Origin of the sequence: Sorangium sp. So ce1335 (assembly GCF_051521615.1) — a bacterium.
In the GTDB taxonomy this organism is placed as follows: Bacteria; Myxococcota_A; Polyangia; order Polyangiales; family Polyangiaceae; genus Sorangium.
The window spans coordinates 9,974,409-9,997,266 of record NZ_CP150363.1; the positions used below are offsets into that span (position 1 = coordinate 9,974,409).

The window sequence follows — 22,858 nt, forward strand, 5'->3', positions numbered from 1 at the left end:
CGGGTCGAAGCTCCCGCCTGAGCCCGCTCCCTCGGAGGCTCCTTCCGATGAGGACGAAAGAGGGCCCAGGCCGGAGTCCGGGGCGCAGGCGCCGTGGAATCCGGCGGTGGCGGAGAGGCCGAGCAGGGAGGCGAGCGAGAGGCGGCGGAGCGAGAGAAGGCGCATGGACGTGCTCGGTCGCTGCCGGGAAACGCGGCTGCGGGAAAAGGGCTGCGGAAAAGGCTGCAGACGGAGACTACCGGAGTCGATGGCGGGCGCGAGGAGCGATTCGAAGAATGGTGAGCTGGATCGCGCAGAGCAGCGCAGCGCGGCACGGTGTCATCGAGATGACGGCGGCACGGCGTCATCGTGTCTGCGGCGCGGCGTCATTGTCGCGGCTGCTGCGCGCGGCGTGCCGTACAGGACGATTACGTGCCGCGAGACAAAGTCTTTCCGCAAAACGCATGAAGGTGCAGAATTCGGATCATGCGCGCGCAATTCTTCCTCGGCACGGCTTCTCTGTTGGCGATGCTCTCCGCGCTCGGCTGCGCCGAGAGCAGCTCGATCGAGGGCCCGTACGGGCCGGTCTCGGGCACCGGGGGCGGCTCCGGAGCGGGCGGCGCGGCGTCCTCGAGCGCTGCAACAACGGCGTCATCGAGCGGCAGCGGGGCCGGCACGAGCAGCGCGAGCGGCACGGGCGGGGGCGGCAGCGGCTCGGGTGGAGAGGGCGGCAGCGGCGGCAGCGGCGACGGCGGCAGTGGCGACGGGGGCGGCGGTGGGGAGGTCGTTGTCGATCCCTGCGCGATGGGGTGTCTGCCCGGAACGCACGACGTGGACGGCAACCCGCTCACGGGCGAGTGCGGCTGTGAGTACGCGTGCACGCCGACCTCGACGAGCGAGGATCCGATCGACGGCGACTTTACCGACGACAACTGTGACGGCGGCGACGGGCTCGTGGAGCAGTGCGTTTACGTCTCCGCGAGCACGGGGGACGATACGAACCCCGGGACGCGCAACGCCCCCGTGGAGACGATCGCGACAGCGATCCAGGTGGCGCAGGCGAGCGCGGTGCCGGCGGTGTGCCTCTCCGGCGAGCTCTACGACGAGGCCGTCACGGTCGTGTCCGGCATCAGCATCTATGGCGGGTTCGATCACGACGACCCCGACTTCAAGTTCCGGAGGAGCCCCGCGGTCACCACCACCGTGCGCGCGACAGGGACGGTGTTCCATGCGCCCGCGATCGAGCAGCCGACGCACATCGAGGGGATCACGATCGAGGCGCTGAGGTCGCCATCGGCGGGGGCGAGCACGTACGGAGTGCGCCTCGGCGGAGGGCGCGCGGAGCTCTTCGTCCGGTACAACCAGATCGATGTGGAGGACGGGCAGAAGGGCGCCGACGGCGCGCACGGCACGGCGCACTCGACGGGGACGGCGCCGGCGGGGAATGCGGGCGAGACCGGCTGTGACGGCTGCAGCGGCGGTGGAAACGGGGCCGCGCGGACCACGTGCACCGAGTTCGGCGGAGCCGGCGGCAGGGGCGCATACGACAACTACGCTGGCCTCGCGGGTTCGCCGGGGAGCGGCGGCGCGGCAGGCGGCCCGGGAGGCGCTGCGCCACGCGCGTGCCCTGCCGATGGCGGGGGAGGTGGAGCCGGCATGGCGGGCGCTGCTGGATTGCAGGGGACTCCTGGCGCGGGCGGAGCCAGCCTGGGCGCCATCGCCTCAGGCATCTATCAGCCGGCGAGCGGCACCAACGGGCAGAACGGGGCGATGGGCCGCGGCGGCGGCGGCGGCGGCGGTGGCGGCGGCGGCGCCGAGTGTGACGATGTCGGCACCTGCTGGTTTTGCAACGCGGATCGCGGCGGCGGAGGCGGCAGCGGCGGGTGCGGCGGACTCGGCGGCCGCGGCGGGCAGGGCGGCCGGGGTGGAGGCGGGAGCTTCGGTATCTTCGCGGCGGCCGGACGGGTAGTCGTCTCCGGCAATACCATCACCACCGGCACGGGCGGTACCGGCGGCCGAGGCGGTAACGGTGCTCCGGGCCAGCTCGGAGGAACCGGGGGCGTCGGCGGCCCGGGCCGGGAGGATTCCGGCGGAGGCGGCGGCGGCGGCAAGGGCGGCGACGGCGGCGCCGGCGGTCCCGGCGCGGGCGGCGGGGGCGGCCCGAGCGCCTGCCTGGCGCGGTCCGGCAGCGTGGATTTCACGTTCGCGGACAATAGCTGCACCACCGGTACGCCCGGCTTCGGCGGAGCAGGCGGCACGAACCCGAGCGGCGGCACCGCTGGCGCGGGGCGGAACGGCACGGCACGGGCGAACCTGCAGATCAACTGACCATCGCCGCGCGGCTCGAGGCGCTATCTCCCGAGTCGTCCGAGATCGATCTTCGCGACGACCGCGCTGAGCACGCCGGGAGCAGCGACCGTGACTCCATCGCCAAAATCCAGGGTTCCGTCATTGAGTCCAACGACGACGAGGCTCTTCGTCGTCGGATCGGTATCGATGCCAAAGACCATTTGCCCCGCCGCAGGGTCGCCGAAACGCCTGCTCCAGAGGTGCTCCCCACGCTCGCTCAGCTTTGCGACTACCCAGTCCGCATCCTGTCTCCCGGCAAGGAGTCCGCCCCCGAGGTCCACGGCGCCAGCGATCCCGGTGCCGAGCACAACGTCTCCGGCGGCGTCGACCGCGACGCGAGGCCCACCGACGAGACCACTGCTGGAAGTGTCCCAGGCATCCGTCTCCAGCTGGGTCGAATCATCCCCAAATTTCAACGACCACATGTGGTTTCCCGCGGATGAGAGCTTCACGAGCAGGAGATCCAGATCGGCCGTCCCGCTGGTCTGATGAGCGCCCAGAGATCCTCGCGCCTCGATCGAGATTGCTCCCGAGAAAACACCGGATGCAACGACGTTGCCTCGCGCGTCGAAGTCGAGATCGATCACCGAGGCGTCGCCCTCGCCCTGCAGAAATGCGACCCAGTCCGTGTCCCCGGTGGACACAGCCTTGAGAAGGAAGGCGCCCGCGCCCGATGGGCTCTCGAAGCGACGCCGGGTGAAGACGGACTGAATGGATCCCTTGAACCGGCCTCCCACCACGATGTTCCCATCAGGGTCCGCCGCCACGGCGGTGGCGGCGATGGTCGCCGTCGTCATGGTGTCTTCGGGATCTCCGAGCTGCCGGCTCCACTGCTCGTTGCCCGTCTCGCCGTCCAACCTCACGACGAAGGCGTCTCTCGCAGCGGTCCTCAGGGCCGACGAGCCGAGGTTCACCTCGCCTTCAAAAGACCCTACCAGAACCACATCGCCATCGGGAGTAGCCGCCAGATCCAATGCGAACGCATCCCCCGTACCCGTGAACAGGTTGCGCCCCCAGTCCAGTTCGCCATTGGACAAGAACTTGGCCACGAAAGAGCCATAGCCATCCGGATTGGATGACATGAGGGGGTTTCCATCGCCGAGATCAATGCCATCCTCATAGCGCCCCGACAAGACGACACTGTCATCCGGCAGAACAGCGACATAGGAGACAAATAAGCCGTCGGAATTGCTCACCGACAGCCGCCGGCTGAAAGCGTGGCTACCGTCTGGCTTCAGCTTGGCGAGAAACACATCCATGCCAGACGATATCAACGGGGGTCCGCCAAAATCGACGGTATTTCGAAAGAACCCTGACAGAAGGATGTCCCCCTTGGAGTCGAGGCGAGCGCTGACAGGGAAAACCAGGTCGCCGCTTTCGAAGCTCTTCGCCCAGAGCGCTCCTGAGCACGAGTCCACATCGCAGTCCTCGAACTCGTCGAGGCCGAGGACCTGAGCGCACGAGGCGGAGCCCAGGAGGACGCCGAGAGCGAACACGCGGGTGGCAAAAACGGCGGGGAAAGCGGGTGGATCGCTGCGCATGGGGGGACATGAGGCCCCAGGCACGCACAGCCGTCAAGGGTGAACCATGACACACAATAGCTCTGCTCGTTCTTTCCTCCAATCGCCCCGCACGGCACCTCCACTGGACGCCGGAAGGGCAGCTTCCGGCAGCTTCGCATCCGGTGGACCGGCCGGAGTTCTTGCAGCAGCTTCATGCGGCGACTGACGTGCTCGCGCGCGGCAAGCGCGTGTGGCGCATGACCGCATCGAGCTGACCGGCCGCCTGTGCGAGGTCGGCTGCTGCCGAGAAGCGGCTCGGAGCTGGGGTCCAAGCGTCTTCCGGTCCTGACCTCGTTACCCCTGCGGCGCCGACTGTGCAGTTGTGGAGCAAGCTGGCGGTCGACCAGCCGCGGCGGCGAGTTGACGCCGGCGAAGAGGGTCGCCGGTGCTGGAGCAGGCCGCGCCGGCTGTGCCCGCCCGCATGCGCTCGCTGGGCGCCGGCCGTGCGTCCATGGCTGCAGCACAACCCCGGCCCCGCCTGGATGCGGCTCGCGAGCCCGGGCCGGTCCGGACGGCCCGCCGCCATGCCGGACGGTCGTCCGCTCGGGACGACCGCGCCTCCAAGGGCGTGGAGGCGCCTCCGCTAGACTGGAGTAAAGCGATCGGCGGCACATCGGGATGCGTTGCTGGCGCACATGGACCGGCTACAACCGCTTTCGGGCGCGACGCGCGCCGAAGACAGGAAGGCCCCCCATGACCACCGCGATGCAGATGCCCATGATGCCCCAGACGATGAACACGATGACGTCGACGCCGGAAATGACGGCCGGCGGATCAATGATGCCCGGCATGATGGGCATGGGCATGCCGATGATGCCCAACATGATGAGCATGGGCATGCCGATGATGCCCAACATGATGGGCATGGGCATGCCGATGATGTCCAACATGATGGGCATGATGCCCAACATGATGAGCATGATGCCCGGCATGATGAGCATGGGCATGCCGATGATGCCCAACATGATGGGCATGATGGGCATGGGCATGATGCCCGGCATGATGGGCATGAGCATGCCGATGATGTGCAGGATGTCCTGTGAGATGACCAAGGACGGGATGACCTGCAAGATGATGCCGCCCGAGGGCATGTCGATGGACATGCTCAAGGAGCGCTGCGAGATGATGACGAAGATGATGTCGGCCGGAATGCCGATGATGATGATGTGCGGCGGCACGCCCATGATGATGTGCATGCCCGCCATGACCAAGTAGCCCGCCGCAGCGCCTTCCTGGGCGACAGGACGCCGGCGAACGCCGGCGTTCTCTCATTTCGACTCCGCTGTTCCGTGTCCCCTGCCCCCCCGCAGGGGCAGCGCGCCCTCCTCAGGGCGCCGGCAGCGAGTAGGTCATCACGAGGTACATCAGCGAGTCGACGTTCGCCGGATTGCGGTAGACGTGCGGGACATCCGCCTGAAACACGAGCGCGTCGCCCGTGGCCAGCAGAAAGCGCTGTCCGTCGACGCCGATCTCGACCGTCCCCTGGCTCACAACGATGTTCTCGGATGTGCCGGGCGGATGGGGATCCGCGTTCTCGATGCCGAGCGGCGCAAGGCGCAGCTCGTAGAACTCGACCGTTCTCGGCGAATCGAACGGGAAGAGCGCGCGCGACGTGAACTTTCCGTCATGCGAGGTCAGCCGCTTCGCGCGGTCGCCGCGCAGCAGCATCGGCCCGCCAGAAGCGCGATTGCTGACGAGCGCCGAGAACGGCACGTCGAGCGCGCGGGCGATCTTCCACACCACGTTGATCGTGGGCGCGCTACGGCCGAGCTCGATCTGTCCGAGCATGGCCCGGCTGACCCCGGATACCTTCGAGAGCCGCTCCAGCGAGAGCCCGCGCCGCGTGCGGAGCCGCCGCAGGTTCTCCCCGACAATGGCCGTCAGATCCGACGGCGCATCGGGGTGGGCGAGCTCATAGCTCCACGCCTCCTCATCCACCTCCCTCGCCTGCGCCGCGGGCCGGGCCTGCTGCGCGTCGAGAGCGATCGGCACGGTGCTGCTCGCCGCGGGAAGGTCGCTGTTCTGGCGGACCGATCTCATATCAGGGTGCGCGGCACTCTACACTGGATCACCAGGAGAGCAACACAGCCAAATTCGCCATCTCGATGTAACGATTACGAGCAATAATCAGGTAATTTCCGTCACTCCTAGGATGCCGCCTGAACGCGGCGCTGGGCATTCCCCGCAGCACTCTCCCTCTCCCGCGCCCCCGCCTTCCCCGGCAGACGGGCGCTCCTTCTTCCCGCTTCCCGCTTCCCGCTTCCCGCTTCCCGCTTCCCGCTTCCCGCTTCCCGCTTCCCGCTTCCCGCTTCCCGCTTCCCGCTTCCCGCTTCCCGCTTCCCGCTTCCCGCGCTTCCCGCGCGCGCCAGCAGGCCCGCCCCTCTTGCTGCGCGCCCGCCCAGCTGGCTCGCCCCTTCCGCGCTCGCCTCCCTCCCAGCCGCTCGCGCTTCCCTCCGGGCGTGGCGCTCCCCGCGCACCGGTCGCTCGCCCAGCCAGCCTCTGCCCGTCCCTACCGCCGAGGCGGCGGAGCGGCTACAACCAGGACGCGTCTCGCGCGGACACGCCGGCGGAGTGCGCTCGGGACAGTGAGGACTTGCCGATGGCCTACGACATCGACGACGTGATCGACGGCCGGTACAAGCTGCTCGAGGTGGTCGGTCAGGGAGGCCACGGCAGGGTCTTTCGCGCCCTCGACAATCACACCGGCGGGCACGTCGCCGTCAAGTGCCTCCACCCCGAGTTCGCCAGCGACACCGCCCTCAAGGCCCGCATGCGGCGCGAGGCCGGCGCCATGGGCGCGCTGGCCGGCACCAGCGCCACGCAGGTCTTCGCCTTCGGCGAGGCGCCCGACGGCACCCTCTACCTCGTCATGGAGTTCCTGAGGGGCAGCGATCTCGAGACCACGCTGCGCCGCCTGGAAGCGCGGGGCCAACGGCTCCCGCTCGGCCGGCTTCAGGAGCTGTTCCGTCCGATCGTCGACACCGTCGACGCCGCGCACGCGCGCGGCATCGTCCACCGCGACCTCAAGCCCGCCAACATCTTCGTCCTGGAGAGCGACGCGGACGATCCGTCCTCCTCCTCGCCGCCTCGCCCCGGCGACGAGCCGCCGCAGACCGCCGCGGGGCGCGCCGCTCCCGCGGGCGCCGCGGGGCGCGCCGCCCCCGCGGGCGAGCCGGCGCGCCCCGCGGACGCCGGCGCGCCGCCTGGCGCCGGCGCGGGGGCGCGCGGGGGCGTGCGCTTGCTCGACTTCGGGCTTGTCAAGGTCATGCAGGCCGACCCCCTCACCCGCGAGGGCGCGATCCCCGGCTCGCCCAGCTACATCGCGCCCGAGGTCTGGAAGGGCCGGCCCCAGGAGATCGATCACCGCATCGACATCTACTCGCTCGGCGCGGTGCTCTTCCGCACGCTCGCGGGGCGCGTGCCGTTCTCCGGCGCGAGCCGGGTCGACATCCTGATCGCCGCCGCCCGCGGCCCACGGCCGAGCCTGTACGCCTTCCGGCCCGACCTGCCGCCCGAGGTGGACGCCTGGGTGGCCCGGGCGCTCGCCGTCGCCCCCGAGGAGCGCTTCCAGGACGTCCGCGCCCTCTGGGCCGCGCTGGAGCCGCTCCTCGGCCACGGGCAGAGCGACGAGCGCGACAAGGACGAGCGCGAAGGCGGCGCCGAGAGCGACGCCATCCGGCCGTGAGCACGCTCCCCCACCCGAGCGCCTTGCGACGCGGGAAGCCGCTGAGATAGCGTGTTCCGGACCATGCTTCATTCGAGGGCCGCTGGATGAGCTCCTCGCCCGGCCTCCTGCAGCCGAATACGCGGTTCCGCGACCGCTATCAGGTCATGCGCGTCATCAAGGCGGGCGGCATGGGCGCCGTCTACGAGGTGATGGACGACGTCACCGCGACGCGCCGCGCGCTCAAGGTGATGCTGCCCAGCCTCCTCGACAGCGAGGAGCTGCGCGCCCGCTTCGCCCTCGAGGCCCGCATCACCGGCATCATCGAGAGCGACCACATCGTCAGGACGTCGGACGCCGGCGTCGACGACGAGACCGGCACGCCGTTCATCGTCATGGAGCTGCTCCGCGGCGAGGAGCTCGGCAGCCTCATCAAGAAGCGCGGCGCCCTCCCCGCCGAGGACGTCACCATCTACCTGTTCCAGGCGGCGCTCGCGCTCGACAAGACGCACGCCGCGAACATCGTCCACCGCGACCTCAAGCCGGACAACCTGTTCGTCACCGTCCGCGACGACGGCTCGCCGTGCGTGAAGATCCTCGACTTCGGCATCGCCAAGGTCATCGAGCAGCACCACGCCTCCACGCTGACGCGGCAGATGCTCGGCACGCCCGTGTACATGGCGCCCGAGCAGATCCGGGCCGAGCGCAACATCGGCCCGCGCGTCGACATCTACGCCCTCGGGCAGGTCGCGTACGCGCTCCTCGTCGGCGAGACGTACTGGACCCAGGAGGCCGAGGCGATCCCGTCCCCTTACCTGCTCGCGTCGGAGCTCCTGCGCGGCGCGACCGAGGCGCCGAGCGCCCGCGCGGCGCGCCGGCGCTCGGCCTCGCTGCCGCCCGCGTTCGACGCGTGGTTCTTCAAGGCGACGGCGCTCAAGCCCGAGGACCGCTTCGAGCGCGCGTCGGTCGCGGTCAGCGCGCTCGCCGACGCGCTCGGCGTGCCGCTCCCGCGGGCGTCGCGCGTCGTGCTGCTGCCGGACCCGCCGCTGCCCGGCCCGCCCAGCCCGAGCCCGACCGATCCGACGCAGCCCTCGCGGCCCGGCCTGCCGCCGGGCTTCGCCGACATCCCGACCGTCACGGTGCCCGAGCTGGCCAAGGCGCCTTCCGGGGTGCTCAGCCCGCCCCCCGAGCCGGGCAGGACGCCCCCCAGGGCGGGCAAGCCGCCCCCCGATCCGGGCAAGACGCCCCCGGAGCTGGGGAGGACGCCCCCGTCCCACCGCCCGCCGGACCCGCCGCCACCCACGTCGAAGGCCCCGGAGACACGGCCCCGGCCGTCGTCGCTGCCGTCGCCGCCGGAGACGTCCAGCTGGACGAGCTCCACGGGCGAGCCGTCGAGGAGGTCCGATCCGCTGTCCACCTCGCGGCGCGAGCGCACCTCGCAGCGGCGGTTCCTGATCCGGGCCGACGTGACGACGGGGATCCTCCACGTGAAGGTCTGGGGGTTCTGGGACGTCGAGGAGGCCAAGGCGTACCTCGACGAGTTCCGCCAGAAGGCCTCGACGCTGCTCCACCTCGGCAGGCCCTGGTACGTGCTCGCGGACATCGCGGACTTCCCGCCGCAGAGGCCCGACGTGAGCCCCTACGTCGGGCAGACCATGGCCTACGCCGTCGAGCACGACATGCGCAGGGCGGCGAACCTCGTGCACAGCGCGCTCTCGAAGATGCAGATCTCCCGCCTGTCGGCGGCCATGGGGCTGCCCGAGTACTCGTTCTTCACGTCGGAGGCCGACGCGATCGCGTGGCTCCTGAAGGGCTGAGAGCGCGCGGGCGCGCTCCCCGGCGGGGCGGCCGCGCGGCCCGCGCGGAGGCCGCGGCCGCGCGCGGCGCGCTCGACCGCGACCTCCGCGCGCCGCGCGCTCAGCCGAGCACGAACCGGCGGATGCGCCCGGCGAGGCTCCGCACCTTCTCCTCGGCCTCGTTGTAGCGCTCGGCCGCGTCGCGCAGGTGCGCCTGGCGCGACGCCATGAGCAAGCTGAGCTCGATCACGAGCTGCGGGCGCGCCTCGATGATCGGCTGGAGCGCCTCCTTCGTGATCTCGTAGAGCACCACCTCGTCGACGGCGCGCACCGTGGCGGTGCGCTCCTCGCCCGTGAGCAGCGCGAACTCGCCGAAGACGGCGCCCTTCTCGAGCGCGGCGACCGTCGAGTCCTGCCCGTCGGGGTGCCGCACGAGCACCTCGACGGCGCCGGAGGCGACGAGGAACATCGACGAGTCCCGCTGTCCCTGCAGCACGATCCGGTCGAGCGGGCCGTACTCGACCCGGCGCGCCTTCGTGGCGAGCTTGCGGAGCTCACGATCGAGCAGCGGCTTGAACACCGGCGTCCGCCGGAGCAGCGTCACGAGGTCCTCGGTGCTCGCCTCGCGCGGGGCCTTGCTCGGCTCGTCGAGATCGATCGACTGCGCGGCCCCGTAGCCGTCGCGCCGCTGCAGCGCGGCGAGCAGCGAGGCGTTCTTCTCCATGTACGCCTCGAGGAGGCTCGCGTTCCGCGGGATGCACTCGTCGCCCGTGTAGTCCATGAGGTGCCGCTCGGAGGCCCACCGGGCGACGTCGTTCATCGACTTCCTGTACTGCCGGCACGCCGCGGGGAAGATGCCGTCCTGGTCGCCGAAGAGCGCCGTCAGCGCCTCGGGCATGAGGCTGAGCCCGAACAGCCGCACGTCGCCGCGCTGGTGCCAGAGCGCGAACTCGCGCCAGCGCGGGTCGAGGTGCGCGAGCTCCGGGAACGCGAGCGCGCTGTTCTTGAGCACCGCGCGCTCGGCGTCGCGGAACACCCGGTGCCACGTCTCCTGCGCGTTCCACAGGTTGGGCCCGGCGAGCTCGATCGCCCGCTGGAGGTCGGCGTGGTGGGTGTGCAGGAACGCGAGCGTGGCCTTCTGCTTGCGCATCAGGTTCGTCAGGCTCACCGGCCCCGCCGCGAAGAAGCCGGCCGCCCGCGGCGCGATGTGCCGCATGTCCCAGACCTGCCGCCACGCGGCGACGTCGATCGCCGCGCGGATGGGCGCGAACGCCGCGCCGTTCTCGAACGCCTCGCGCTCCTCCGGCGAGAGCATGTCCGGGTACTCGTGCTTCACCGCCTCGAAGATGCCGAGGCACGTGAGCAGCTCGAGGTAGAGCCCCACCCGGACCAGCCAGCGCGGGTCGGGCAGGTTGCGCCGGTGCTGCTCGAGGTCCTGGTGGATGGCCCGGAGGTACAGGAGGGCCTTGTCCATGCCGATGGTCAGCACCGGGAACCACGGGTGGTAGCCGACGTGGAGCTCGTCGATCCCGAGCGCCCGCTGCTGGATCTCGGTGTCCGCCTTGACGAGCCGGTCGAGCAGGCGCGCGTAGAGCGAGCCGAAGCGGCCCGTGTCGAAGATCTCGACGTCCGTCGACTCGGCGCAGACCGTCCTGCCCGCCTCGCTGAGCCGGATCTCGACCCGGAGCTGCTGCCGGAACAGGCTCGCGAACGTGAAGGGATCGGCGCCGTCCGGGATGCGCTCGCGGAACGACGCGGGCAGGTCGATCCAGTGGTAGCCGCCGCCGGTCTCCTGGCCGGGCGGGTGCGGCACGAGCTGGCGCGCCGGCGCGATGGTGGCGACGTAGACCGTCTGGTGGAACGAGTTCCACGGCGCGGGCTCGAGCATCGGGACGGGGTAGGACGACGTCGAGACGACCTGGGGGCTGAGCGGCACGTCGAGCAGGCCGGGCACCGGGCACGGCTCGCCGTCGCCGGGGCTCGCGGGGAGGAACCACGCCGACATCGTCACCTCGAACGGCCGCTCGAACGGCGCGACGAAGGCGTAGAGGTCGCGCAGCCGGTAGAGCAGCCACACCTCGTCGCCGAGCTCCGCGGGGTCGCCCGACGTGTTGATGCAGCCGACGCGCTCGCTGCACCCGTGCCCCGGGTAGAGCGCCTCGTCGACGGGCCGCTTGCCGGGCTCGAACGGGATGAGCTCCAGCGACGGCGAGAGCTCGGCCGACTCTTCCTCCGGGCTCTGGCGCGCCTCGAGCTGGCGCAGGTACTGGCGGACCCGGGCGAGCTTGTCCTCCCAGTCCATGCCTTCAACGCGGCTCATGAGCAGCCGCTTGAACTGCCTCTGGAACTCCTTCGGGGTCATCATGCTGCGTCCACCTGATTTGCCGGGCGCCGGACAGCGGCCCTCCGCGAGAGCTTACCGGCTCCGCGGGCGCCGCGTTTCCCGATCAGCGCATGGTCAGCGCCCGCGCGAGCCCCTTGCGGCGCCGCGTCCCGGAAGGTACGGGCATGCCCCCTATGGCTATCGAGCTCCGCGAGCTGAAGAACGGCGACAGGAAGGTCCTCAAAGACTTCCTGAACGTGGTCGACACGATCTACGAGGGGGAGCCCAACTATATCCGTCCGCTCGACCTGGACATCGCCGATCGGCTCGACAAGAAGAAGAACCCGTTCTTCGAGCACGCCGAGGGGACGGCGTGGGTGGCGTACAAGGATGGCCGGCCGGCGGGCCGGATCACCGCGCAGGTCGATCACGAGCACCTGAGGTGCCACCGCGACGACACAGGCCTGTTCGGCTTCCTCGACACGATCGACGACCCCGAGACGGCAGAGGCGCTGCTCGCCGAGGCCGCGGGCTGGCTTCGCGCGCGCGGGATGAAGCGCCTGCGCGGCCCGTACTCGCTCTCGATCAACGAGGAGGTCGGCTGCCTCGTCGAGGGCTTCGAGGCCCCGGCGGTGCTGATGATGCCTTACCACCGGCCGCACCAGGGCCGGCTCATCGAGCAGGCGGGCCTCGAGAAGGTGAAGGACCTCTACTCGTGGCGCTACGAGGTCGGCGACGTCCCCGCGCGGGCGCTGAAGGCGCACGCCGAGGTCCTGGCCATGCCCGAGGTGCACACGCGCTGCGGCGACCCGAAGAACCTGCTCCGCGACATCCGGATCCTCATGGACGTCTTCAACGACGCCTGGAGCGAGAACTGGGGCTTCGTCCCGATGACCGAGAAGGAGCTCATCAAGTGGGCGAAGGACGTGCGGCTCATCCTGATGCCCGAGCTCACGAAGCTCACGTTCATCGACGGCGAGCCGGCCGCCGTGTCGCTCGGGCTGCCCGACCTCAACGATCTGATCCGGGACTTCCACGGCAAGCTGCTCCCGGCCGGGGTCTTCAAGCTGCTGTGGCGGCTGCGCGTGCGCGGCCCGAAGAGCGGGCGCCTCGTCGTGCTCGGCATCCGCAAGAAGTGGCGCCACGTGCGGCGCTACGCCGGGCTCAGCGCGTTCCTCTACGTCGAGATGAACCGGGCGGCGCACCTGCTCGGCATGAAGGGCGGCGAGCTCGGCTGGACGCTGGAGGACAACGCCGCCATCAACGCGGGCATCCGGCTGATGGGCGGCCGGATCTGCAAGAGGTACCGGGTCTACGAGCGGGCGCTCTGAGCGAGGCGACGGCGGACGTGGGCGCTCGCGTGAAGCTTGCAGGCGGCGGCGCCAGGGGGCGCGGCCGGCGCAGCGGGGAGCTGGAGGAGGGAGCGGATCGATGAAGGTGCTTGTCACGGGCGCGAGCGGGTTCCTCGGCTCGCACGTCGCCGAGCAGCTCGTGCAGAAGGGGCACGGCGTCGTCGCGCTGGTGCGGCGCTCGTCGAGCACGAAGTTCCTGTCGTCGCTGCGCGGCGTCGAGCTCGCGTACGGCGCCATCGAGGACGCGGAGAGCGTCCGCCGCGCGGTGGTCGACGCGGGCGTCGACGCGATCGTGCACTCGGCCGGGCTGGTCAAGGCGCGCGACGAGGCGGAGTTCTTCCGGGTCAACGTCGGCGGCACGCGGAACATGCTCGACGCGGCGAAGGCGGCGCCCTCCCTGAAGCGCTTCGTGTTCGTCTCGAGCCTCGCGGCCATCGGCCCGAGCCTCGACGGGCGCCCCGTCGCCCCCGACGCGCGGCCGGCCCCGGTGACGCGCTACGGGCGCTCGAAGCTCGAGGCGGAGCGGCTGGTCGTCGCCGAGAAGGACGCGCTGCCCGTGGTCGTCCTGCGCCCCCCGATGATCTACGGCCCGCGCGACCAGGAGTCGTTCGCGTTCTTCCAGAGCGTCGCGCGCCGCTTCCTCCCGATGCTCGGCGACGGCACCAACACGCTGAGCGTCATCTACGCCTCCGACGCGGCCGCCGCGTGCATCCGGGCGCTCGAGAGCGACGTCCCGAGCGGCCGGGCGTATTTCATCGACGACGGCCGCGTGTACGTGTGGCGCGACATGCTGGCCGAGGTGGAGGCGGCGATCGGCGCGCGGGCGTTCGTCCGGGTCGGCGTGCCCTTCGCGCTGATGCGCGGCGCCGCGCTCGCGAGCGAGGGGATGAGCCGGCTCACAGGCAAGCCCGTGATGCTGACGCGCGACAAGTTGAACGAGCTCGCCGCGTCGCACTGGGTATGCGACGCGGGCGAGGCGCGCAGGGAGCTCGGCTGGGAGCCCCAGGTGAGCTGGTCCGAGGGGACGCGCCGGGCGGTCGCCTGGTACCGCGAGCACGGCTGGCTGTGACGTGGCGCCGCGCCGCGCGCCGTTTGACGCTCGCCCGCGGCCTCCGTACCGTAACCGCATGTCCCGCTGTACGTCGGCAGCCGCGGCCCTCGCCGCGGCAGCGCTCGGCCTGACGGCCGCTCCCGCGCAGGCCGAAGCGCCTCCCCGCGGCGACGCCGCCGCGGCGGACGCCCCGCGCGCGAGCAGCGCCGCGCCCCGCTCGTCGCTGCGCGGCGCCGTCGTCGTGGCGGTGGACGACGCGAGCGCCGAGGCGGCTCGCTCGCTCGCCCGCGCGATCTACCGCGATCCCGCGCTGCGCCCGCCCATCGACGAGGCGGCGGCGCAGGCGCTCGCCGGCGATCCCCCGCGGCCGGACGCGCCCGCCGCCGTGAAGGAGCTCGCCGAGGTGCGCCGCTCGGCCGGGCGCGCCGAGTCCGAGCCGGTCGCGCGCGGGCTGCTCGCGTCGCTGGGCGCGGGCGCGGGCGCGGCGCTCGTCGTGGCGGTGACGACGTCGCAGGGCCACCCCGTGGCGCGCGTGCTCCGCGTCGCCGGCGCGACCTACGCGCCGCTCGATCTCGGCGCGACGGTCCAGCGGCCCGCGGAGGGCGCGACCGCCCCCGCCGCCGCGACCTTCGACTGGCCGGGCGCTGCCGTGGCCGTCCGCGCGCTGCTCGCTGACGACGAGCGAGGCGACGCCGTCGCGGGTCGCTCCGCGACGGCGCGCGCGCCCGCCGTCGCGCAGCGGCCCGCGGGCGCGCCGCCGCGCAGCGGTCCCCGCCGCGACGGCGCGCGCGTCGACCTGACCGCGGAGAGCGCGGGCGGCGATAAGGCCCCGTCCGGGCCGCGCTCCGTGTGGAGCTCGCCCTGGTTCTGGGGGCCGCTCGCGGGCGTCGCCGTGACGGGCATCGCGGTGCTCGTGCTCGCCCAGACGGGCGGCAACGACGGCGACATGGTTCACCTCCGCGGTCGGATCGCGCCATGACGCGCCCCACCCGGCGCAGCCCGGCGGCGTTGGGCCACAGGCTCGCGGCGCTCCTGTGCCTCGCGATCGCCGCCGCACCCCGGCTCGCCGGCGCCGCGCCCCGCGTCTACGACGCGCCCGCGACGCCGCTCGACGGCAAGGCAACGCTCGCCGTCCCGCCGCCCCCGCCGGAGTACCACACCGAGGATCTCGGCTGGATCGAGTTCGCCTACCGCCCGTCGACCCGCGATCGCGTCCGCCCTCTGATCGCGCACGCCGGCGATGTCCGCGCGGAGCTCAGCGATCTGCTCGGCCGCCCGGCGCTCGTCGCCCCCGTGAAGGTCCGGATCGCCGCGGTCCCCGCCGAGCTCGACAACCTCGTCCCCGGGGAGCTCGCGGGCCCGGCGACCGCCGCGTCGTTCGGCGCGCTGCGGCTCGCCGCCCTCAGCGCCTCCCCGGGGCACGGCGGCGACGCGCTCGATCTCGAGAGCGCCTTCCGCCACGCGCTCGCGCACCTCGCCCTCGACGAGGCGACGGGCGGCGCCCCGCTCCCGCGCTGGTTCCACGAGGGGTTCGCCGCCCACGCGGCGGGCGAGCGCGCCGCGCGCCGCGCGCAGCGGCTCTCCGTCGCCGCGCTCCGCGGGCACCTCCTCCCCCTCGACGACCTCGAGGCGAGCCTCGCTGGCGCCGCGGATCCGGCCGCGTCGGTGGCCCACGCGCAGTCGGCCGACGTGCTCCGCTTCCTCGTCGACGGCGAGCGGCGGCAGCGCTTCACGCGCGCCCTCGACGCGGTGAGCGCCGGCGCGCCGCTCGGGGACGCGCTCGAGGCCGCCTACGACGCGCCCCGCCACGAGCTCGAGCTCGCCTGGCGCGCCGACGTCGCGCGCCGCTACGGCTTCCTCGCGGTGCTCGTCGGCTCGCTCCTCCTCCTCGGCCTGCTCGTCGGCGGCGCGCTCGGCGTCCAGCGGCTCCGCGCCCGCAGATCGGCGGCGCCCCCCGCCCCCCACCGGCGCCTCCGCGCCGCGCCGGAGACGCGCCACCGGCCCGCGCGCGCGTCCACGGCGAAGCTCGTGGCCACCCTGGGCGCGCGCCACCGCGGCGAGATGGACGGCGACGCGGGTGTCCCGAAGGTGGAGCACAACGGCCAGTGGCACACGCTCCACTGAGCACGGCCGGGGGCGGCGCTCCCCTGCCCGATCGCGCGCGGCAGCAGCGCCGCCTGATCGATCTCGCGCTCGGCGCGGCCTGGCTGGTCGGCCTCGCCGCGGCCCTGCAGATCGTCACCTTGCTCCTCTCGTCGAGCCCGCTCGCCGCGGCGCTCGCCGGCGCCGTCGTCGCCGACCTCGTCGCGGTGCGGGCCGGCGTGCAGTGGATCGACCCGCTGGAGCGGGAGGCTCCGGACCGCCGCGCGCGCCTCGCCCGCCGCGCCGGCCTCGGCGCCGCGCTGGGCGCGTTCGCGGTGCTGCTCCCGCTCGGCGCCTCTCTGGCCATCGGCTGGGCGACCGTCGAGCCCGGCGCGCCGTCGTTGAGCTTCGCCTTCGCGCTGGTGCGCGCTGTCGCCCTCGCCGTCCGCGACGAGCTCCTGCTCTCGGGCATCCCGCTCGCGACCGCCGCGCGCGCCGGCCTCTCGAGCCGCTGGGCCGTCGCGTTCTCCGCCCTCGCGCACGGCGCCGCCCTCGGGCTCGCGCCGGGCGCGACAGCGTCGAGCGTCGCCCTCGCCACCGCGCTCGGCGCGCTCGCCGCGGCGCTCTTCCGCCACGGCCGCGGCGCGATCGCCGCGGTCGCCGCCCACGCGAGCTTCACCGCGCTCGCGGGCGCTGGCCTGCGCGGCTCCCTGCTCGACGTCACGTGGATCGACGGCGCGCTCGCCGCCGGCACCCGCGCCTTCGGCCCGCCGGCCTGGCTCGCCGCGGCGGTGCTCGCGCTGCTCGCCGCGCTCGTCCTCCGCGCCGGCGCCCCCCGCCCCGGCCGACCCGCGCCGTGAGCGTCGCCGCCCGCGCGCGGCCGCCCCGGCGCCCTCTTCCTCACCGCCGCGTCGCTCGCCGCGACCACGGGTGAACCTCGCCTCCTCGCGAGGTGCCGCGGCGCCGTGTCGCCCCTCCGCCCCCGCGACATGCCGAGATCATCGCGTCTGCCCCCCGGCGATTCCACACCTCGAGTCCTGCGGGGCCCGCGCGTCAACGTCCTCCGGATCGACACCGGCCGTTCACAACACCGTGCGAGCACGGGCCACACCGCGCAGATCGCGGGCCGGCGCGCACCGGCATCCCACAGCGCCTCACCCCCCGGACACGGCTATGTCATATTCCAGCGCACCGCGTCAAATCCGCGTTGACGCGACGCCTTCGAGGCATCAACGATCGGACATGCATTGGGATATGTTCCGTCAGATTGCGCCGGTCGCGCTGCTCGTCGTCGCCTCGACGGGCTGCGGCATGGCCACGATGGTGGACACGAACACGCGCTCCATCCAGGCGACCACCGAGGAGATGCGGCGGATGCGCGCGATGATCGAGGAGTCGAATGCGACGCTGCGCGAATCGCAGCGGAGCCTCGATCGCCTCGCCGAGCTGCGCCAGCCGATGGAGCGGCTCGCCGAGATGCAGGCGGCGATGGATCGGCTCGCCGAGCTCAAGGGCTCCATGGACGCGATGCAGCAGAGCCTGCGGGAGACCGCGAGCCTCGAGCAGTCGATGGATCGGCTGAGCGAGATGAAGGCCACGATCGCCGCCATGAACGAGAGCATCGCGAGCCTCCAGGCTCCGCTCGCGGACGTGGCCGCCCTGAACGCGCCGATGCGCGACCTGGCCGCCCTGGACGCCCCGATGCGCGACGTCGCTGGGCTGAAGCAGCCGATGGAGCAGGTCGCGACGCTGCGCGAGCCGATGCAGGAGGTCAGCAAGCTGTCGGCGCCGATGGAGGAGGTGAGCCGCCTCGGGAGCGACGCCTCGCGCCAGACCGGCCTCGTGGCCCTCGGCCTCCTCGGCTGGGGTCTCGTGACGTTCCTCGGCGTGTATTTCGGCGTGCAGGCCGGCACCCGCCGCCAGCGGCGCCTCGCGCAGGCCGACGTGGACGCGGGCGACGCGGGGGCGTCCCCCGCCGCGCCCGTGTCCCGCATCCTCGGCGAGCGCCCGAGCTTCGAGGGCCGGGCGCAGATCAAGTCGACGTGATCGATCGCTGACGCACGCGCCCCCGGCGGGCGGCGGAGCTCCCCGCCGCTCGCCGGCCGGCTGCCATCTCCGGTTCCGGTCAGCCGTCCATCCCGGTCAGCCGCCTCTCACTGAGGCAGGCGATACGAATCCCACTGCGCCGACATGCGATCGATCTGCCCCGCAGTGAACGCGTCCATGCAGGAGTCGTCGGTGTAATCCATGTAGTTCTTGATCGGGTCGACCCCAGTCGCCGCCCTGCAGCTGTCCCGACCGGTCGGGCAGCCGTAAGCGGCGCTCTTCTCCCTCGCCGTGTCGGCGACGTAGTCCCCGGGGTCGGAGCAGCCCCCCTGGAACGTGTGGTAGAGGCCGAGCCAGTGACCGACCTCGTGCGTCGCCGTATCTCCCTCGTTGTACGGCGCCGCGCTGCCGCCGGGCAGCGAGGAGTAGAGCACGACGACGCCGTCCATCTTCGGGCTCTGCGCGTAGGCGTTGGGGAACGTCGCCCAGCCGAGTAGACCGCCGCCCGGGCTGGCCGTGTAGAGATTGAGGTGGTTCGACTCACCCTGGCGGAGCGCATTCTTCGCGTCCCGCTCGGCCCTGGAGTTCTGCCCCATGAGGAACCAGTTCGCGTTCGTGCGCCGGTTGACCGAGACCAGCTCGAAGCTGAAGCGGGTGCTCGCGTAGGCCGCGTTGAGCACATCGATCTGCTTGGCGATCATCTCGTCAGTGACGTTGCCGTCCACGAGGCGCGTCCCCTTGTTGATGACGTGGACGTGCACCGGGATCACGACCGGCGTGCCCGCGGTGAACCCGGCCGCCACCCGGCTGCGGACGAACAGCTCGACCTCCTCCTTCTCGGTGTCGCTCAGCGTGACGGTCCCGCAGGTCCGCCGCAGGGGAGCCGGCTCCGCCTCCTCCACCTGCTCAGGATCGACATCGGCCACGGCCGGCGCTTCCTCCGCGGGGGTCGAGGGGTCGCCGGTGCACCCGGCGCTCAAGGCAGCGATCACGACTAAGGCAAGTACATCCGCACACGTCCGAGCTCGCATGGACATTCTCCTTGGTTCAGTCCCCGCAAAGGAAGCAGGAATATATAGCCACCGTGACAATCGGTTCAATTCCAAAAGGCCGATTCTGCTCAAGACGACAAGGTGAGATTCCACGTCTTGGTCGTCTTGCGCCATTCGATCGAGCGCCGGTTGGATCTCCGGGCGCGCGAGCGCGATGACGCGGCGCAACGACCTGCGCGCGGCGGAGAAGGTTGCTGCTCCAACATGGAGCGATCGCTCCATAATGGAGCGCGCGGCGAGCCCGGGATTCGATCGAGCGGCCGTCGATTCGAGGCCAGCCGGCGAGCGGGGGCCGACCGTTCCGCCTGTTCCATGTTTCAGCGTCTCATCCCCGAGGCTCCCTGATGGGCTCCTGCAGATTTCTAAGATTGTTCCTGATGAGTTCGATCGTGATCCATCCGCCTGGCGTGTGGAGTTCAAGCCATGCTTGAATCGACGCGCGGGCGGTTATCCAACTCGCCATCTGCCACCTTCTCGGTACCGGCATCTTCTCGCTGTCCGTTGTATGCCGGCGCGCTCGGCGCTCCGTCGCTCGAGCCGCGCGGGACGGCTTCTGTCGTGGATCACCCCGGGCCGCGCTGTGGAGGCGGGCCCAGGGCGAGGCGCGCGGGAGATCGACATCGCGCTGTCCGGCCGAGCGCGCGGCGGGGCCAGCCCGCCGTACGCGGCGCGCGAGCCCGGCGGCGGTCGGGCGGTCCCACTCGCGCGGGCGCGCCTGGCGTCGTCCGCCGGGCGCGCTGGGCGTCCGGCGAGCTCCGTGCATCCTGATTGCAGTACTGTCCGGGCGACGGTAGATGTCTCGCATGGCGCGTTCCAAAGCAGGTCAGTCCGCGGAGCAGCTCCGCGAGCAGATCCGGGCGACCGGCCTGCGGGCCACCTCGCCGCGGATCGCCGTGCTGCAGAGCCTCGGCCGCTCGCGGACGCCCGTCAGCCACGCGGAGCTCGCGGCAGAGCTCGCCCCGAAGGGGTGGGATCGCGCCACCATCTACCGGAACCTCATCGATCTGACCAACGCGGGGCTGGTGCGCCGCACCGACATGGGCGACCACCTCTGGCGGTTCGAGCTGCGCGAGGGCACCGGCGAGCACGCGACGAACGAGCACCCGCACTTCATGTGCGACACGTGCGGTGATGTGCTCTGCCTCCCGGACGAGAGCATCGAGATCAAGGCGGCGCGCGGCGCGCCCCGCGCGCTGCGCCGCAAGGGCCTCCAGATCCAGATCAAGGGCCGCTGCGACAGGTGCGTGCAGCCCTGAGCCGCGGGGCAGCCCTGAGCCGCGGGGCAGCCTTGAGCGCGGGGCAGCCCTGAGCCGCGGGGCAGCCCTGAACGCGGGGCAGCCCTGAGCCGCGGGCAGCCTTGAGCGCGGGGCAGCCCTGAGCCGCGGGCAGCCTTGAGCGCGGGGCAGCCCTGAGCCGCGGGGCAGCCCTGAGCCGCGGGGCTCCCTGAACCGCGGGGCTCCCTGAACCACGACGCCGCCTGAACGGCGGCGACCTTGCGCCGCGGGCCTGCCCAGAGACGCCGGCCAACCCCGAAGCCACCGGCCCGGAGCCGTCGGGCTGCACGGAGCTGCATGGAAAAGTGCCGCCGGGCAAGAGGCGCGGCCGTCTCTGCATCTTGATTGCAGGTTCAATTTGGTGTTGATTGAGGCCGGTCGCTCGGGCATAGCCCCCGCGCCCATGCTCGCGCTCGTCGTCGCTCTGTCGCTCGCCGGCCTCGCCGCCGGGCCGCTCCTCGTGGCGCTCGGTCAGCGCCGGGCGCTGCCGATGTCCGCGCTCGACGGGCTGACGCTCGGCCTCGTCCCCGCCCTGGTCCTCTCGCGCCACCTGCCGCACGTGGTCGAGGAGATCGGGGCGCAGGCGCTCCTCTGGGCGGCGCTCGGTTACGCGGCGCTCTCGCTCACGGAGCACCGGCGGCGCGGCGCCGGCGGTGCGCTGGGACGGGAGGTCGCGTTCTCGGCGATCGCCGTCCACGGCCTGCTCGACGGCGCCGGTCTCGCGCTGGCGGCGGCCGCGGCCGACGGCGGCGCGGACGTGGCGCTCTTCGCGGTCGCCGTCCTCGTTCACCGCTTGCCGGAGGGGCTGTCGCTCGCCGCGCGCTTCCTGCCCGCGTGGGGGTGGCGGCAGCTCGCCGCGCGCCTCGGGCTCCTCGGGCTGCTCACGCTGCTCGGCGCCCTCCTCGGCCAGCGCCTGCTGGAGGGCCTCCCCCACGGGTCGCTCGAGGTGTTCATCGCCTTCGGACTCGGCGTTCTCCTGCGGATCGTGGTCCACACGCACGAGCCCGCTCCCCGGGGCCGGGCGGCGCGGACCGCGAGCGCCGTCGCCTTCGCCTCCGGTCTCTGCGTCGCGCTCGCGCTCCCGAGCCCGGAGGAGAGCGTCTTCACGCACGCCCACCCGCCCGAGCTGTCGATCGCCGAGTCGCTCGGCCCGCTGTTCGTCGAGACCGCGCCCGCCGTGCTCGCCGGTCTCGCCGCGGCGGGGCTCGCGCGCGCGTACCTCCCCGGTCGCCTGGCGCGGTGGCCGCGCGGCGGCGCCGCGCTGTCGCTCGCCGCGATCGCCGCCTTCGCCGCCTTCGTGTCGGCGCTCGACGTGGGCAGCGCGCTGCTGTCGCTGCGGCTGCTCGGCCTGCCGCTCACCGCGGCGCGCGTCGCGGGCAGCGCGCTCCTCGCCGCGCTCGTCGCGCTCCTCGTCGCCAGGGCGGCCGCCGGGTCGTCATCCTCCGCCGGGGCGGCGAGCGCGCCGGAGCCCGCCGTCGGACCTGACACGGGTGCGACGCCGCGAGCCAGCGAGCCGCCCGCCGCCGCGCCGACGGGGGCGCGGCTCCGCGCCGCCGTCGCCGAGGCCGTCGGGCCGTCGCTCGATCGGGTGGCCGCCTGGTACCTCGTGGGCCTCGTGCTCGCCGCCGTGCTCGAGGCGACGATCGAGCCGGCCGCGGCGCGCGCGATCGGCGCGCCGGCCGACGTCGTGGTGAGCGCGCTCGCCGCGGTGGCCGTCCACGTGTGCGCGCAGGGCGCGACCGCGCTCGCCGCGGTGATGATCCACAAGGGGTTCTCGGTCGGCGCGGCGCTCGCGTTCCTCCTCTCGGGCCCCGCCACGAACGTCGCGGTGCTCGCCGCGCTGAAGCGAGCGCTCGGCGCGCGCGCAGCCGCCGCGTTCGCGCTCTCCAGCGTCGCCCTCGCCGTCGTTGTGGGCCTCGCCGCGAACGCCCTCGTCCCCGGCGCCTCGGTCCCCGAGCTCCACGCGCTCGCGGCGCGCGAGCATGGGGTCATCGAGTGGGTCTGCGCGGCGGCGCTCGGCGCGCTCCTGTTCGCGAGCTTCACGAGGCTCGGGCCTCGCGCGTGGTTCGGTCAGATGGCAGGCCATGGCGACGCGTCCGCGGAGGCATCACCGCACGCGCACGCAGGCGACGCGCACGCAGGCGACGCGCACGCAGGCGACGCGCACGCAGGCGACGCGCACGCAGGCGACGCGCCGGGCGATCGCGTCCAGCGCGCGCCCGGCGCGTGCGTCGGCGCGCCGGGCGATCGTGTCCAGCGCGCGCCCGGCGCGTGCGTCGGCGCGCCGCGCGCCTGACGCCGGAGGTCCCCGAGCGCCGTCCCGGCAGC

16 protein-coding genes are annotated in these 22,858 nt (G+C 72.6%); 11 read left to right on the plus strand and 5 right to left on the minus strand.

Features of this window, described 5'->3' with window-relative positions; genetic code table 11:
- Nucleotides 1-465 precede the first annotated feature (465 nt).
- Nucleotides 466-2,307, plus strand: a complete 1,842-nt coding sequence (locus WMF24_RS37240; RefSeq protein ID WP_437732204.1) for a PE-PGRS family protein — start codon at nucleotides 466-468, stop codon at nucleotides 2,305-2,307.
- 23 nt (nucleotides 2,308-2,330) lie between these two features.
- Here the strand turns inward: WMF24_RS37240 and WMF24_RS37245 are convergent, their stop codons facing one another.
- The 3 genes from WMF24_RS37245 to WMF24_RS37255 form a co-directional block, all read right to left on the minus strand.
- On the minus strand, nucleotides 2,331-3,869 hold the full coding sequence (locus tag WMF24_RS37245) for a hypothetical protein (RefSeq protein ID WP_437732205.1): 1,539 nt from the start codon (nucleotides 3,867-3,869) through the stop codon (nucleotides 2,331-2,333).
- Between the two features lie 665 nt (nucleotides 3,870-4,534).
- Entirely contained in the window at nucleotides 4,535-5,086 is a 552-nt protein-coding gene (locus WMF24_RS37250) for a hypothetical protein (protein WP_437732206.1), read from the minus strand.
- A gap of 130 nt (nucleotides 5,087-5,216) precedes the next feature.
- The gene (locus WMF24_RS37255) at nucleotides 5,217-5,930 is read right to left on the minus strand and encodes a helix-turn-helix domain-containing protein (protein WP_437732207.1); all 714 of its coding nucleotides are present in this window, start codon (nucleotides 5,928-5,930) and stop codon (nucleotides 5,217-5,219) included.
- Between the two features lie 559 nt (nucleotides 5,931-6,489).
- On the opposite strand from WMF24_RS37255, the gene WMF24_RS37260 reads away from it, so the two are divergent.
- Together WMF24_RS37260 and WMF24_RS37265 are read left to right on the plus strand one after the other, a co-directional pair.
- The gene (locus WMF24_RS37260; RefSeq protein WP_437732208.1) at nucleotides 6,490-7,575 is read left to right on the plus strand and encodes a serine/threonine-protein kinase; all 1,086 of its coding nucleotides are present in this window, start codon (nucleotides 6,490-6,492) and stop codon (nucleotides 7,573-7,575) included.
- An 86-nt stretch (nucleotides 7,576-7,661) separates the two neighbouring features.
- Nucleotides 7,662-9,371 carry a serine/threonine-protein kinase gene (locus tag WMF24_RS37265; RefSeq protein WP_437732209.1) on the plus strand — a complete coding sequence of 570 codons (1,710 nt, stop codon included), beginning with the start codon at nucleotides 7,662-7,664 and terminating at the stop codon, nucleotides 9,369-9,371.
- 100 nt (nucleotides 9,372-9,471) lie between these two features.
- Here WMF24_RS37265 and WMF24_RS37270 read toward each other — a convergent pair whose 3' ends face one another.
- Nucleotides 9,472-11,715, minus strand: coding sequence for a cyclic nucleotide-binding domain-containing protein (locus tag WMF24_RS37270; protein WP_437732210.1), 2,244 nt, complete (start codon nucleotides 11,713-11,715; stop codon nucleotides 9,472-9,474).
- A gap of 143 nt (nucleotides 11,716-11,858) precedes the next feature.
- On the opposite strand from WMF24_RS37270, the gene WMF24_RS37275 reads away from it, so the two are divergent.
- The 6 genes from WMF24_RS37275 to WMF24_RS37300 all read left to right on the plus strand — a co-directional run bounded on the left by WMF24_RS37275 (nucleotide 11,859) and on the right by WMF24_RS37300 (nucleotide 18,204).
- Nucleotides 11,859-13,004, plus strand: a complete 1,146-nt coding sequence (locus tag WMF24_RS37275) for a hypothetical protein (RefSeq protein ID WP_437732211.1) — start codon at nucleotides 11,859-11,861, stop codon at nucleotides 13,002-13,004.
- A 100-nt stretch (nucleotides 13,005-13,104) separates the two neighbouring features.
- Nucleotides 13,105-14,094 (plus strand): NAD-dependent epimerase/dehydratase family protein, encoded by a 990-nt coding sequence (locus WMF24_RS37280; protein WP_437732212.1) that lies wholly within the window; start codon nucleotides 13,105-13,107, stop codon nucleotides 14,092-14,094.
- 58 nt (nucleotides 14,095-14,152) lie between these two features.
- Complete coding sequence (locus tag WMF24_RS37285) at nucleotides 14,153-15,055, plus strand: hypothetical protein (protein ID WP_437732213.1); 903 nt, start codon at nucleotides 14,153-14,155, stop codon at nucleotides 15,053-15,055.
- Entirely contained in the window at nucleotides 15,052-16,200 is a 1,149-nt protein-coding gene (locus tag WMF24_RS37290) for a peptidase MA family metallohydrolase (RefSeq protein WP_437732214.1), read from the plus strand. The genes WMF24_RS37285 and WMF24_RS37290 overlap by 4 nt, the downstream gene beginning before the upstream one ends.
- On the plus strand, nucleotides 16,182-17,018 hold the full coding sequence (locus tag WMF24_RS37295; RefSeq protein WP_437732215.1) for a type II CAAX prenyl endopeptidase Rce1 family protein: 837 nt from the start codon (nucleotides 16,182-16,184) through the stop codon (nucleotides 17,016-17,018). The genes WMF24_RS37290 and WMF24_RS37295 overlap by 19 nt, the downstream gene beginning before the upstream one ends.
- Nucleotides 17,019-17,412: 394 nt before the next feature.
- Nucleotides 17,413-18,204, plus strand: coding sequence for a hypothetical protein (locus tag WMF24_RS37300; protein WP_437732216.1), 792 nt, complete (start codon nucleotides 17,413-17,415; stop codon nucleotides 18,202-18,204).
- Nucleotides 18,205-18,311: 107 nt separating this feature from the next.
- On the opposite strand, the gene WMF24_RS37305 is transcribed toward WMF24_RS37300, so the two are convergent.
- Nucleotides 18,312-19,196: a zinc metalloprotease gene (locus WMF24_RS37305; protein WP_437732217.1), complete on the minus strand. Its 885-nt coding sequence runs from the start codon at nucleotides 19,194-19,196 to the stop codon at nucleotides 18,312-18,314.
- A gap of 863 nt (nucleotides 19,197-20,059) precedes the next feature.
- Here WMF24_RS37305 and WMF24_RS37310 point away from each other — a divergent pair.
- Entirely contained in the window at nucleotides 20,060-20,512 is a 453-nt protein-coding gene (locus WMF24_RS37310) for a Fur family transcriptional regulator (protein WP_437732218.1), read from the plus strand.
- Between the two features lie 421 nt (nucleotides 20,513-20,933).
- A complete protein-coding gene (locus WMF24_RS37315; RefSeq protein WP_437732219.1) occupies nucleotides 20,934-22,826 on the plus strand; it encodes a permease in 1,893 nt (630 codons plus the stop codon).
- Nucleotides 22,827-22,858 lie beyond the last annotated feature (32 nt).